The organism is Erwinia sp. TECH1 (assembly GCF_054057575.1).
The window spans coordinates 4,337,359-4,350,036 of record NZ_JBSRZK010000001.1 but is presented as its reverse complement, the minus strand read 5'-3'; the positions used below and the strand labels follow the sequence as shown (position 1 = coordinate 4,350,036).

21 protein-coding genes are annotated in these 12,678 nt (G+C 51.9%); all 21 read left to right on the top strand.

The annotated features are described in order from the left end of the window. Positions 1 to 105 precede the first annotated feature (105 nt). The 21 genes from ACVWZ0_RS20490 (at position 106) to rpsQ (ending at position 12,594) form a co-directional block, all read left to right on the top strand. Positions 106 to 828: a helix-turn-helix transcriptional regulator gene (locus tag ACVWZ0_RS20490; RefSeq protein ID WP_253457728.1), complete on the top strand. Its 723-nt coding sequence runs from the start codon at positions 106 to 108 to the stop codon at positions 826 to 828. Beyond that, on the top strand, positions 828 to 1,214 hold the full coding sequence (gene tusD / locus ACVWZ0_RS20485) for a sulfurtransferase complex subunit TusD (protein ID WP_253457730.1): 387 nt from the start codon (positions 828 to 830) through the stop codon (positions 1,212 to 1,214). The genes ACVWZ0_RS20490 and tusD overlap by 1 nt, the downstream gene beginning before the upstream one ends. Next, positions 1,214 to 1,573, top strand: a complete 360-nt coding sequence (gene tusC / locus ACVWZ0_RS20480) for a sulfurtransferase complex subunit TusC (RefSeq protein ID WP_253457732.1) — start codon at positions 1,214 to 1,216, stop codon at positions 1,571 to 1,573. The genes tusD and tusC overlap by 1 nt, the downstream gene beginning before the upstream one ends. Before the next feature lie 6 nt (positions 1,574 to 1,579). Beyond that, positions 1,580 to 1,867 (top strand): sulfurtransferase complex subunit TusB, encoded by a 288-nt coding sequence (tusB, locus tag ACVWZ0_RS20475; RefSeq protein WP_253457734.1) that lies wholly within the window; start codon positions 1,580 to 1,582, stop codon positions 1,865 to 1,867. A 124-nt stretch (positions 1,868 to 1,991) separates the two neighbouring features. Then, on the top strand, positions 1,992 to 2,366 hold the full coding sequence (gene rpsL, locus ACVWZ0_RS20470; protein ID WP_075182598.1) for a 30S ribosomal protein S12: 375 nt from the start codon (positions 1,992 to 1,994) through the stop codon (positions 2,364 to 2,366). Between the two features lie 96 nt (positions 2,367 to 2,462). Next, positions 2,463 to 2,933: a 30S ribosomal protein S7 gene (gene rpsG, locus ACVWZ0_RS20465; protein ID WP_125289829.1), complete on the top strand. Its 471-nt coding sequence runs from the start codon at positions 2,463 to 2,465 to the stop codon at positions 2,931 to 2,933. A gap of 87 nt (positions 2,934 to 3,020) precedes the next feature. Next, positions 3,021 to 5,135 carry an elongation factor G gene (gene fusA, locus ACVWZ0_RS20460; protein ID WP_253457736.1) on the top strand — a complete coding sequence of 705 codons (2,115 nt, stop codon included), beginning with the start codon at positions 3,021 to 3,023 and terminating at the stop codon, positions 5,133 to 5,135. 70 nt (positions 5,136 to 5,205) lie between these two features. Further along, the gene (tuf, locus tag ACVWZ0_RS20455; RefSeq protein ID WP_246761077.1) at positions 5,206 to 6,390 is read left to right on the top strand and encodes an elongation factor Tu; all 1,185 of its coding nucleotides are present in this window, start codon (positions 5,206 to 5,208) and stop codon (positions 6,388 to 6,390) included. Positions 6,391 to 6,561: 171 nt separating this feature from the next. Continuing rightward, positions 6,562 to 6,756, top strand: coding sequence for a bacterioferritin-associated ferredoxin (bfd, locus tag ACVWZ0_RS20450; RefSeq protein WP_125290986.1), 195 nt, complete (start codon positions 6,562 to 6,564; stop codon positions 6,754 to 6,756). Between the two features lie 83 nt (positions 6,757 to 6,839). Next, positions 6,840 to 7,313 (top strand): bacterioferritin, encoded by a 474-nt coding sequence (gene bfr, locus ACVWZ0_RS20445; RefSeq protein ID WP_125290985.1) that lies wholly within the window; start codon positions 6,840 to 6,842, stop codon positions 7,311 to 7,313. Positions 7,314 to 7,642: 329 nt separating this feature from the next. Further along, entirely contained in the window at positions 7,643 to 7,954 is a 312-nt protein-coding gene (rpsJ, locus tag ACVWZ0_RS20440; protein WP_001181005.1) for a 30S ribosomal protein S10, read from the top strand. Between the two features lie 32 nt (positions 7,955 to 7,986). After that, the gene (rplC, locus tag ACVWZ0_RS20435; RefSeq protein ID WP_253457739.1) at positions 7,987 to 8,616 is read left to right on the top strand and encodes a 50S ribosomal protein L3; all 630 of its coding nucleotides are present in this window, start codon (positions 7,987 to 7,989) and stop codon (positions 8,614 to 8,616) included. A 10-nt stretch (positions 8,617 to 8,626) separates the two neighbouring features. Continuing rightward, positions 8,627 to 9,232, top strand: a complete 606-nt coding sequence (gene rplD, locus ACVWZ0_RS20430) for a 50S ribosomal protein L4 (RefSeq protein ID WP_125290983.1) — start codon at positions 8,627 to 8,629, stop codon at positions 9,230 to 9,232. Further along, entirely contained in the window at positions 9,229 to 9,531 is a 303-nt protein-coding gene (rplW, locus tag ACVWZ0_RS20425) for a 50S ribosomal protein L23 (RefSeq protein ID WP_125290982.1), read from the top strand. Before rplD ends, rplW begins: the two co-directional genes overlap by 4 nt. Positions 9,532 to 9,548: 17 nt before the next feature. Beyond that, entirely contained in the window at positions 9,549 to 10,370 is an 822-nt protein-coding gene (gene rplB / locus ACVWZ0_RS20420; RefSeq protein ID WP_125290981.1) for a 50S ribosomal protein L2, read from the top strand. Positions 10,371 to 10,386: 16 nt separating this feature from the next. Beyond that, positions 10,387 to 10,665 carry a 30S ribosomal protein S19 gene (gene rpsS, locus ACVWZ0_RS20415; protein WP_013204132.1) on the top strand — a complete coding sequence of 93 codons (279 nt, stop codon included), beginning with the start codon at positions 10,387 to 10,389 and terminating at the stop codon, positions 10,663 to 10,665. Between the two features lie 12 nt (positions 10,666 to 10,677). After that, a complete protein-coding gene (rplV, locus tag ACVWZ0_RS20410; RefSeq protein WP_000447532.1) occupies positions 10,678 to 11,010 on the top strand; it encodes a 50S ribosomal protein L22 in 333 nt (110 codons plus the stop codon). Positions 11,011 to 11,027: 17 nt separating this feature from the next. After that, a complete protein-coding gene (gene rpsC, locus ACVWZ0_RS20405) occupies positions 11,028 to 11,726 on the top strand; it encodes a 30S ribosomal protein S3 (protein WP_002919766.1) in 699 nt (232 codons plus the stop codon). Positions 11,727 to 11,738: 12 nt separating this feature from the next. After that, positions 11,739 to 12,149, top strand: a complete 411-nt coding sequence (rplP, locus tag ACVWZ0_RS20400) for a 50S ribosomal protein L16 (protein WP_002438716.1) — start codon at positions 11,739 to 11,741, stop codon at positions 12,147 to 12,149. Next, entirely contained in the window at positions 12,149 to 12,340 is a 192-nt protein-coding gene (gene rpmC / locus ACVWZ0_RS20395; RefSeq protein ID WP_024966580.1) for a 50S ribosomal protein L29, read from the top strand. The genes rplP and rpmC overlap by 1 nt, the downstream gene beginning before the upstream one ends. Further along, on the top strand, positions 12,340 to 12,594 hold the full coding sequence (gene rpsQ, locus ACVWZ0_RS20390) for a 30S ribosomal protein S17 (protein WP_024966581.1): 255 nt from the start codon (positions 12,340 to 12,342) through the stop codon (positions 12,592 to 12,594). Before rpmC ends, rpsQ begins: the two co-directional genes overlap by 1 nt. Positions 12,595 to 12,678 lie beyond the last annotated feature (84 nt).

Here is a 12,678-nt window from a genome sequence, read left to right as displayed (position 1 = left end):
TGACAAAGGTCAGGACAGGCATTTCCGATATTTGCTAGACTGACGCTCTTCGAAACTAACCTGCGCGAGCCGCATACCGCGGGCTCTTTTAAGGGTGGTGTCTTAATGTCTGGTTCAATTTTTACCGGTGATGTGAACGATCTGGAATTACTGGAGCAGCATCCCTTCGAACAAACCGATTTTGATATTCTTAAATCTTACGAAGCCGTGGTCGACGGGCTGGCGATGCTGATCGGCTCGCACTGCGAAATCGTCCTGCATTCGCTGGAAGATTTGAAATGCTCGGCGGTCAGGATCGCTAATGGCGAACATACCGGCCGCAAAATCGGTTCACCGATAACCGATCTGGCGTTGCGAATGCTGCATGATATGACCGATGCGGAAAGTAATGTTTCCAGAGCCTATTTCACCCGCGCCAAAAGCGGCGTACTGATGAAATCCGTGACCATCGCTATCCGTAACGGCAAACAGCGCGTTATCGGTTTGCTGTGTATCAATATGAACCTGGACGTGCCTTTCTCGCAGATTATGGCGACTTTTATCCCGCCGGAAACGCCGGAGATGGACTCTTCCGTCAACTTCGCCTCCTCGGTAGAGGATCTGGTGATGCAGACGCTGGAGTTTACGATTGAAGAGGTCAGCAACGACCGTAATATCTCCAACAATGCCAAGAACCGCCAGATTGTGCTGAACCTCTATGAGAAAGGCATCTTCGACATCAAAGACGCGATCAATCAGGTGGCGGATCGACTGAATATTTCCAAGCACACCGTTTATCTCTATATCCGCCAGTTTAAAAACGGCGACTTCCAGGGAAGCGAGCGCTGATGCGTTACACGCTGTTAGTCACCGGCCCGGCCTATGGCACCCAGCAGGCCAGCTCGGCCTGGCTATTCGCGCAGGCGCTGCTGGCGGAAGGCCACGAGCTGGAAAGCGTCTTTTTTTATCGCGAGGGCGTACTTAACGCCAGCGCGCTGACCTCGCCGGCCAGCGACGAGTTCAATCTGACCCAGGCCTGGCAGCAGCTGCATCGTGACCATCACGTTGCGCTCAATATCTGTGTGGCCGCCGCGCTGCGCCGCGGTATCACGGACGAGCAGGAAGCGAAAAACCAGGGCCTGCCCGCCGCCAATCTGGCTGAAGGCTTTCAGCTTGCCGGCCTGGGCGCACTGGCGGAAGCCGCATTAAGCAGTGAACGAATGGTGCAGTTTTGATGAAGCGAATCGCCTTTGTATTCAGCCAGGCGCCGCACGGCTCCAGCGCCGGAAGAGAGGGGCTGGATGCGGTGCTGGCCGTTTCCGCGCTTAGCGAGGACGTGGCGCTGTTTTTTATCAGCGACGGCGTGATGCAGCTGTTGGGCGACCAGCAGCCGGAAAAAGTGCTGGCGCGCAACTACGTCGCCACCTTTGGCGTGCTGCCGCTCTACGATCTGGAAAATTTTTATGCCTGTTCAGCTTCGCTGGCCGAGCGAGGCATTGACGCCGCCGCGTTAAAGGCACTGCCGGTAGCGGTGCTGTCGCCTCACGCATTGCGTGCGGAGCTGGAAAAATACGATCAAATAATTTCTTTCTGAGGAAGTATGCTGCATACGCTGATCAACTCGCCTTTTAAGTGCGATTTCAACGCCATGCTGCGGCTGCTGGCGGAAGGGGACGAGGTGCTGCTGCTTCAGGACGGCGTGCTGGCGGCGCTGGAAGGTAGCCAGGCCCTTGAATCGCTGCGTGCCGCCCCCATTTCTCTTTACGTGCTGCAGGACGATGTTATCGCTCGCGGGCTTTCTGCTCAAATTTCATCCAGCGCGGCCGCAGTAAGCTATACTGAGTTCGTCGCGCTGACGGTAAAACAGACTCAACAAATGACCTGGTGAGTACGATATCCTGGTTATTTCTTGACACCTTTTCTGCTCAGCCCTAAAATTCCGCGTCCTCGTTATCTGACGAGGCGATTTATTACGTGTTTACGAAGCAAAAGCAAATTCCAGGAGCTATTTAATGGCAACAGTTAACCAGCTGGTTCGCAAACCACGCGCACGCAAAGTTGCAAAGAGCAACGTGCCTGCGCTGGAAGCTTGCCCGCAGAAACGTGGCGTATGTACTCGTGTGTACACCACTACCCCTAAAAAACCAAACTCCGCACTGCGTAAAGTTTGCCGTGTGCGTTTGACCAACGGTTTTGAAGTTACCTCCTATATCGGCGGTGAAGGTCATAACCTGCAGGAACACTCCGTGATCCTGATCCGTGGCGGTCGTGTTAAAGACTTGCCAGGTGTGCGTTACCACACCGTTCGTGGCGCGCTGGACTGCTCAGGTGTTAAAGACCGTAAGCAGGCTCGCTCCAAGTACGGCGTGAAGAAGCCAAAGGCTTAATGGTTCTCCGTTAAGTAAGGCCAAACGTTTTATCTTAAATGTCATAATAAACTCGTAGAGTTTTGGACAATCCTGAATTAACAACGGAGTATTTCCATGCCACGTCGTCGCGTCATTGGTCAGCGTAAAATTCTGCCAGATCCTAAGTTCGGATCAGAGCTGCTGGCCAAATTTGTAAATATCCTGATGGTAGATGGTAAAAAATCTACTGCCGAATCAATCGTTTATACTGCACTTGAGACCCTGGCTCAGCGTGCTGGTAAAGGCGAACTGGAAGCATTCGAAGTAGCCCTGGACAACGTCCGCCCAACCGTGGAAGTTAAATCCCGTCGCGTTGGTGGTTCTACTTATCAGGTACCAGTTGAAGTCCGTCCGGTTCGTCGTAATGCTCTGGCAATGCGTTGGATCGTTGAAGCTGCTCGTAAACGCGGTGATAAATCAATGGCTCTGCGCCTGGCGAACGAACTTTCTGATGCTGCGGAAAACAAAGGTACCGCAGTGAAGAAACGTGAAGACGTTCACCGTATGGCCGAAGCCAACAAGGCGTTCGCACACTACCGCTGGTAACAGCTCAGTAGTTGTTATTAACCCAGCGGGCGTTCAGTTGACCCCGCTGGGATTTAACTTTGAACGTCCTAGAATCAGAGGAATCAAATGGCTCGTACAACACCCATTACACGCTACCGTAACATTGGTATCAGTGCACACATCGACGCCGGTAAGACGACCACTACCGAACGTATTCTGTTCTACACCGGTGTAAACCATAAAATCGGTGAAGTTCATGATGGCGCAGCCACAATGGACTGGATGGCGCAGGAGCAGGAGCGTGGTATTACCATTACCTCCGCAGCGACTACCGCTTTCTGGTCAGGTATGGCTAAGCAGTTCGAGCCGCACCGCGTTAACATCATCGACACCCCAGGACACGTTGACTTCACCATCGAAGTAGAACGTTCCATGCGTGTTCTTGACGGCGCAGTAATGGTTTACTGTGCAGTTGGTGGTGTTCAGCCACAGTCTGAGACCGTATGGCGTCAGGCTAACAAATATAAAGTTCCACGCATTGCGTTCGTTAACAAAATGGACCGCATGGGTGCTAACTTCCTGAAAGTAGTTGGCCAGATTGAAGCACGTCTGGGCGCAACTCCGGTCCCTCTGCAGCTGGCTATCGGCGCAGAAGAGAACTTCACCGGCGTTGTTGACCTGATCAAGATGAAAGCGATCAACTGGAACGACGCAGACGCAGGCGTGACCTTCGATTACGAAGAGATCCCAGCTGATATGCAGGAACTGGCTGAAGAATGGCGCCAGAAACTGATTGAAGCCGCAGCTGAAGGCTCTGATGAGCTGATGGAGAAATTCTTTGGCGGCGAAGAGCTGACCGAAGAAGAGATCAAAACTTCTCTGCGTAAGCGCGTACTGAACAACGAAATCATCCTGGTTACCTGTGGTTCTGCATTTAAGAACAAAGGTGTTCAGGCGATGCTGGATGCCGTGATCGAATATCTGCCGTCACCAACTGACGTTACAGCGATCAACGGTATTCTGGACGACGGTAAAGATACGCCGGCAGTTCGTCACTCAGACGACAACGAGCCGTTTGCTGCGCTGGCGTTTAAAATCGCGACCGACCCGTTTGTTGGTAACCTGACATTCTTCCGCGTTTACTCTGGTATCGTTAACTCTGGCGACACCGTGTACAACCCGGTTAAATCTCAGCGCGAGCGTCTGGGCCGTATCGTACAGATGCACGCTAACAAGCGTGAAGAGATCAAAGAAGTTCGCGCAGGCGATATCGCTGCGGCTATCGGTCTGAAAGACGTGACTACCGGTGACACCCTGTGTGACCCGGACAACGTTATCATTCTGGAGCGCATGGAATTCCCTGAGCCGGTAATCTCTATCGCTGTAGAACCGAAAACCAAAGCTGACCAGGAAAAAATGGGTCTGGCTCTGGGCCGTCTGGCTAAAGAAGACCCATCATTCCGCGTATGGACTGATGAAGAGTCTAACCAGACTATCATCGCCGGTATGGGTGAGCTGCACCTCGACATCATCGTTGACCGCATGAAGCGTGAATTCAACGTTGAAGCGAACGTCGGTAAACCTCAGGTTGCTTACCGCGAAGCGATTCGCTCTAAAGTAACTGACGTCGAAGGTAAACACGCCAAGCAGTCTGGTGGTCGCGGTCAGTACGGTCATGTTGTTATCGACATGTACCCACTGGAGCCGGGTTCAAACCCGAAAGGCTACGAATTTGTCAACGACATCAAAGGTGGTGTAATTCCTGGCGAATACATCCCTGCGGTTGATAAAGGCATTCAGGAACAGCTGAAAGCTGGCCCACTGGCGGGTTACCCGGTAGTAGATCTGGGCGTGCGTCTGCACTTCGGTTCTTACCATGACGTTGACTCCTCTGAGCTGGCGTTTAAACTGGCGGCATCAATCGCCTTTAAAGATGGCTTTAAGAAAGCACAGCCTGTGCTGCTTGAGCCTATCATGAAGGTTGAAGTTGAAACGCCAGAAGAGAACACTGGTGACGTTATCGGTGACCTGAGCCGTCGTCGTGGTACGCTGCGCGGTCAGGAATCCAACGTGACTGGCGTTGTGATCCACGCTGAAGTGCCGCTGTCCGAAATGTTCGGATATGCTACACAGCTGCGTTCTATCACCAAAGGCCGTGCATCTTACTCCATGGAATTCCTGAAGTATGATGACGCGCCAAACAACGTCGCTCAGGCTGTTATTGAAGCCCGTGGTAAATAATCGGGTTTAACCAATTGATCCCGTGCTCTCCTTTCCACAGGGGAGAGCACAGAAAGTAAGGAATATCGCCGTGGCTAAAGAAAAATTTGAACGTTCCAAACCGCACGTCAACGTTGGTACTATCGGCCACGTTGACCACGGTAAAACTACCCTGACTGCTGCTATCACCACCGTTCTGGCTAAAACCTACGGCGGTTCTGCTCGTGCATTCGACCAGATCGATAACGCACCAGAAGAAAAAGCTCGTGGTATCACCATCAACACTTCTCACGTTGAGTATGACACCCCGACTCGCCACTACGCGCACGTTGACTGCCCTGGCCACGCCGACTATGTGAAAAACATGATCACCGGTGCTGCGCAGATGGACGGCGCTATCCTGGTTGTTGCTGCGACTGACGGCCCAATGCCGCAGACCCGTGAGCACATCCTGCTGGGCCGTCAGGTTGGCGTTCCTTACATCATCGTGTTCCTGAACAAGTGCGACATGGTTGATGACGAAGAGCTGCTGGAGCTGGTTGAGATGGAAGTACGTGACCTGCTGTCACAGTACGACTTCCCTGGCGACGACACCCCAATCGTTCACGGTTCCGCGCTGAAAGCGCTGGAAGGCGACGCCGAGTGGGAAGCGAAAATCATCGAGCTGGCCGGTCACCTGGATAACTACATCCCGGAACCAGAGCGCGCAATCGACAAGCCGTTCCTGCTGCCAATCGAAGACGTATTCTCCATCTCCGGTCGTGGTACCGTTGTTACCGGTCGTGTAGAGCGCGGTATCGTTAAAGTCGGTGAAGAAGTTGAAATCGTTGGTATCAAAGATACCGTGAAATCAACCTGTACCGGCGTTGAGATGTTCCGTAAGCTGCTGGACGAAGGTCGTGCGGGCGAGAACTGTGGTATCCTGCTGCGCGGCATCAAGCGCGAAGATATCCAGCGTGGCCAGGTTCTGGCTAAGCCAGGCACCATCAAGCCACACACTCAGTTCGAGTCTGAGGTTTACATCCTGTCCAAAGACGAAGGCGGCCGTCATACTCCGTTCTTCAAAGGCTACCGTCCACAGTTCTACTTCCGTACAACTGACGTGACCGGTACCATCGAGCTGCCGGAAGGCGTTGAGATGGTTATGCCAGGCGACAACATCAAAATGGTTGTTACCCTGATCCACCCAATCGCAATGGACGACGGTCTGCGTTTCGCAATCCGTGAAGGCGGCCGTACCGTTGGCGCGGGCGTTGTTGCTAAAGTTATCGCTTAATTGTAGATAACGGCAGAGTTCGCTCTGCTTGCTGATAAAAAGAGCACTTCGGTGCTCTTTTTTTATGGGCGCTATTCAGAAAGCGCAGGGTCAGAAAGGAAACCGCGTTCAGGTTGAAATAAAAACGATTCTCATTTACAATTTGATCGTTATTTGTACCGGAATAAAATTATGTACGTCTGCCTGTGTAACGCCATCAGCGACAAAACCCTTCGTGAAGTGGTTCGCCGCTACCAGCCCAAATCTATCCAGCAGCTGCGCAAGCTCCTCCCTGTGGGCAAGCAGTGCGGCAAATGCCTGCGCCTGGCGCACGACATCATGAATGAAGAGCTGCCGAACGCGCCGCTGTATAAAGAGATTGCCTGATAATCCCCTGCAATTTGTCATGCTTTTTTGACTTCCCGGATTGTGCATCTACGATCTGAATAACCGGAAGCGGAGGAAGCAAGATGAAGGGCGATGCCAAAATCATAAGTCATTTAAACAAACTGCTTGGAAATGAGCTGGTTGCCATCAACCAGTACTTTTTGCACGCGCGGATGTTCAAAAACTGGGGACTGATGCGCCTTAACGATATTGAGTATCACGAGTCGATCGACGAGATGAAACATGCGGATAAATATATAGAGCGCATTCTTTTTCTCGAAGGCCTGCCTAACCTGCAGGATTTGGGGCGGTTACGCATTGGCGAAGACGTTGAGGAGATACTGCGTTCAGATTTGGCGCTGGAACTGGAAGGGGCCAGAGATCTGCGCGAGGCTATCTCTTATGCCGACAAGGTTCACGACTACGTCAGCCGCGATATGATGATCGTCATTCTGGAAGATGAAGAGCACCATATCGACTTTCTGGAAACCGAGCTGGAGCTGATCGCGAAAATCGGTGTGCAGAACTATCTCCAGTCACAAATAAAAGTGGAATAGCAGGGCCCATGTTGCTGAATAAATATACGCCGCCGAAACAGTAACTTCGGCGGCATTTTTGTCTCTGCCGTCCTCTTATCCCTCTTTCATTATCCCCTTCATGCAGCGATGACGGCAAGAAACACCTTGCAAAGCCCGCCCACGTACGTATAATGCGCGGGCCTGTCAGAAATGACGGCCCGGTTCAATCTGAACCGCAGGCGAGCAATTAGCTCCCTGACAATACTCCCAATCGGGGAGTTATGTGCAGACGATTACACTCCCCCATCAATCGTAATGGGTGTGAGTAGTAATTTTTTTCGTTTATAAATAATTGGAGCTCTGGTCTCATGCAGAACCAAAGAATCCGTATCCGTCTTAAAGCGTTTGATCATCGTCTGATCGATCAATCGACCGCAGAAATCGTTGAGACTGCCAAGCGCACTGGTGCGCAGGTTCGTGGTCCAATTCCTCTGCCGACCCGCAAAGAGCGCTTTACCGTTCTGATCTCCCCGCACGTCAACAAAGATGCGCGCGATCAGTATGAAATTCGCACTCACAAGCGTCTGGTTGACATCGTTGAGCCAACTGAAAAAACGGTTGATGCTCTGATGCGTCTGGATCTGGCTGCAGGTGTTGACGTGCAGATCAGCCTGGGTTAATCAGGTCATTGAGCGATTGAGAGGTTGAAACAATGATTGGTTTAGTCGGTAAAAAAGTGGGCATGACCCGCGTCTTCACTGAAGACGGCGTATCTATCCCAGTAACCGTGATCGAAATTGAAGCAAACCGCGTGACTCAGGTTAAGAACCTGGAAAACGACGGCTACACTGCTATCCAGGTAACTGCCGGTGCTAAAAAAGCAAACCGCGTCACCAAGCCTGAAGCAGGCCATTTTGCTAAAGCTGGCGTAGAAGCTGGCCGTGGTCTTTGGGAATTCCGTACCGCTGAAGGCGACGAGTTCACCGTAGGCCAGAGCATTAACGTTGATATTTTCACTGACGTGAAAAAAGTTGACGTGACTGGCACATCTAAAGGTAAAGGTTTTGCCGGTACTGTTAAGCGCTGGAACTTCCGTACTCAGGATGCTACTCACGGTAACTCCTTGTCTCACCGCGTTCCGGGTTCTATCGGTCAGAACCAGACTCCGGGCAAAGTGTTCAAAGGCAAGAAAATGGCAGGCCAGCTGGGTAATGAGCGCGTAACCGTTCAGAGCCTGGACGTAGTACGTGTTGACGCTGAGCGCAACCTGCTGCTGGTTAAAGGTGCAGTTCCCGGTGCAACCGGTAGCGACCTGATTGTTAAACCAGCTGTGAAGGCGTAAGGGGATAGCAATGGAATTAGTATTGAAAGACGCGCAAAGCGCGCTGACTGTTTCCGAAACTACCTTCGGTCGTGATTTCAACGAAGCGCTGGTACATCAGGTTGTTGTTGCTTATGCAGCAGGTGCCCGTCAAGGTACCCGTGCTCAGAAGACCCGTGCTGAAGTAACTGGTTCCGGCAAAAAGCCGTGGCGCCAGAAAGGTACCGGCCGTGCGCGTGCAGGTTCTGCAAAGAGCCCAATCTGGCGTTCCGGTGGCGTGACCTTCGCTGCGAAGCCGCAGGACCACAGTCAAAAAGTTAACAAAAAGATGTACCGCGGCGCGCTGAAAAGCATCCTGTCCGAGCTGGTACGTCAAGATCGTCTGATCGTTGTCGAGCAGTTCTCTCTGGAAGCGCCTAAAACTAAGCTGCTGGTAGAGAAACTGAAAGACATGGCGCTGGAAGACGTGCTGATCATCACTGGCGAACTGGAAGAGAACCTGTTCCTGGCCGCTCGCAACCTGTACAAGGTTGACGTACGTGATGCAGCGGGTATCGACCCAGTTAGCCTGATCGCCTTCGACAAAGTCGTTATGACTGCTGATGCAGTTAAGCAAGTTGAGGAGATGCTGGCATGATCCGTGAAGAACGTCTGCTGAAAGTACTGCGCTCGCCGCACGTATCTGAAAAAGCGTCTGCTGCGATGGAAAAAACCAACACCATCGTTCTCAAAGTTGCTAAAGACGCGACCAAAGCAGAAATCAAAGCCGCTGTACAGAAGCTTTTCGAAGTGGAAGTGAAGGAAGTTAACACCCTGGTCATGAAAGGGAAAGTTAAGCGTTCCGGACAGCGTATTGGCCGTCGTAACGACTGGAAAAAAGCTTACGTCACCCTGAAAGAAGGCCAGAATCTGGACTTCGTCGGCGGCGCTGAGTAAGTCGGAGGAGAAGAACAATGGCAGTTGTTAAATGTAAACCGACATCTCCGGGTCGTCGCCACGTAGTTAAAGTGGTAAACGCGGAGCTGCACAAGGGCAAACCATTTGCCCCGCTGGTAGAAAAAAACAGCAAATCCGGTGGCCGTAACAACAATGGTCGCATCACTACCCGTCATATCGGTGGTGGTCACAAGCAGGCTTACCGTATTGTTGACTTCAAACGCAACAAAGATGGTATCCCGGCTACCGTTGAACGTCTTGAGTACGATCCGAACCGCTCCGCGAACATCGCGCTGGTTCTGTACAAAGACGGCGAGCGCCGTTACATCCTGGCCCCTAAAGGCCTGAAAGCTGGCGACCAGATTCAGTCTGGCGTTGATGCGGCGATTAAAGCGGGTAACACCCTGCCGATGCGCAACATCCCAGTGGGTTCCACCGTACATAACGTAGAAATGAAACCAGGCAAAGGCGGTCAGATTGCCCGTTCAGCCGGTGCTTACGTGCAGATCGTTGCGCGTGAAGGTTCCTACGTTACCCTGCGTCTGCGTTCTGGTGAAATGCGTAAAGTCGAATCCGACTGCCGCGCGACCCTGGGCGAAGTCGGCAACGCTGAGCACATGCTTCGCGTTCTGGGTAAAGCCGGTGCAGCTCGTTGGCGTGGTGTTCGTCCTACCGTTCGCGGTACTGCGATGAACCCAGTCGATCACCCGCACGGTGGTGGTGAAGGTCGTAACTTTGGTAAGCACCCTGTTTCACCTTGGGGCCTGCAGACTAAAGGTAAGAAGACCCGTAGCAACAAGCGTACTGATAAATTTATCGTACGTCGCCGTAGCAAATAATTTTAGAGGATAAGCCATGCCACGTTCTCTCAAGAAAGGTCCTTTTATTGACCTGCACTTGCTGAAGAAGGTAGAGAAAGCGGTGGAAAGCGGAGACAAGAAGCCTTTGCGCACCTGGTCCCGTCGTTCAACGATCTTCCCTAACATGATCGGTTTGACCATCGCTGTCCATAATGGTCGTCAGCACGTTCCTGTCTTTGTTTCCGACGAAATGGTCGGTCACAAACTGGGTGAATTTGCACCGACTCGTACTTATCGCGGTCACACTGCTGATAAGAAAGCCAAGAAACGCTAACAGGAGGAAGAGATGGAAACTATCGCTAAACATCGCCACGCTCGTTCTTCTGCTCAGAAGGTTCGCCTGGTAGCAGATCTTGTCCGCGGTAAGAAAGTGTCGCAGGCTCTGGACATTTTGACCTACACCAATAAGAAAGCGGCTGTACTGGTCAAGAAAGTTCTGGAATCTGCCATTGCTAACGCCGAACACAACGATGGCGCTGACATTGATGATCTGAAAGTCACGAAGATCTTCGTAGACGAAGGCCCAAGCATGAAGCGCATTATGCCGCGTGCAAAAGGTCGTGCAGATCGCATCCTGAAGCGCACCAGCCACATTACTGTGGTTGTGTCCGATCGCTGAGACTCTGGAGACTAGCAATGGGTCAGAAAGTACATCCTAATGGTATTCGCCTGGGTATTGTTAAACCCTGGAACTCTACCTGGTTCGCAAATACCAAAGAATTCGCTGACAACCTGGACAGCGACTTTAAAGTACGTCAGTTCCTGACTAAAGAACTGGCTAAGGCGTCCGTTTCTCGTATCGTTATCGAGCGTCCGGCTAAGAGCATCCGTGTGACCATTCACACCGCTCGTCCTGGCATCGTGATCGGTAAGAAAGGCGAAGACGTAGAAAAACTGCGCAAGGTCGTAGCGGATATCGCTGGCGTTCCTGCACAGATCAATATCGCCGAAGTCCGTAAACCGGAACTGGACGCTAAACTGGTTGCTGACAGCATCACTTCACAGCTGGAGCGTCGCGTGATGTTCCGTCGTGCGATGAAGCGTGCTGTACAGAACGCAATGCGTCTGGGCGCTAAAGGGATCAAAGTTGAAGTTAGTGGCCGTCTGGGCGGTGCTGAAATCGCGCGTACCGAATGGTACCGTGAAGGCCGCGTGCCGTTGCACACCCTGCGTGCTGACATTGACTACAACACCTCTGAAGCGCACACCACTTACGGTGTAATCGGCGTTAAGGTATGGATCTTCAAAGGCGAGATCCTGGGTGGTATGGCTGCTGTTGAACAACCGGAACCGGCTGCTCAACCTAAAAAGCAGCAGCGTAAAGGCCGTAAGTAAGGAGAGTCGCTGATGTTACAACCAAAGCGTACAAAATTCCGTAAAGTGCACAAAGGCCGCAACCGTGGTCTGGCGCAGGGTACGGATGTTAGCTTCGGTACTTTCGGTCTGAAAGCTGTTGGCCGTGGTCGTCTGACTGCTCGTCAGATCGAAGCAGCACGTCGTGCTATGACCCGTGCAGTTAAGCGTCAAGGTAAAATTTGGATCCGTGTATTCCCGGACAAACCAATTACCGAGAAGCCGCTGGAAGTGCGTATGGGTAAAGGTAAGGGTAACGTTGAGTATTGGGTTGCCCTGATCCAGCCTGGTAAAGTCCTGTATGAAATGGACGGTGTTCCGGAAGAGCTGGCCCGTGAAGCATTCAAGCTGGCAGCAGCAAAACTGCCTATCAAAACCACCTTTGTAACTAAGACGGTGATGTAATGAAAGCAACTGAGCTGCGTGAGAAAAGCGTTGAAGAGCTGAACACTGAGCTGCTTAACCTGCTGCGTGAGCAGTTTAACCTGCGCATGCAGGCAGCATCTGGCCAACTGCAACAGACTCATCTGTTGAAAAATGTTCGCCGTGATGTTGCACGCGTTAAGACTTTACTGACTGAGAAGGCGGGTGCGTAATGACCGATAAAATCCGTACTCTGCAAGGTCGTGTGACTAGCGACAAAATGGAGAAATCCATTGTTGTAGCTATCGAACGTTTCGTGAAACACCCTATCTACGGTAAGTTCATTAAGCGTACGACTAAACTGCACGTACATGACGAGAACAATGAATGTGGTATCGGCGACAAGGTTGAAATCCGTGAATGCCGTCCACTGTCCAAGACTAAGTCCTGGACCCTGGTTCGCGTTGTAGAGAAAGCGGTTCTGTAAGAACTTCTTCTCTCTGAAAAACCCCCGCTTGCGGGGGTTTTTTCTTTTCTGCTCTCCCGCTTTTCCCTCTGCAAAACCCTCATC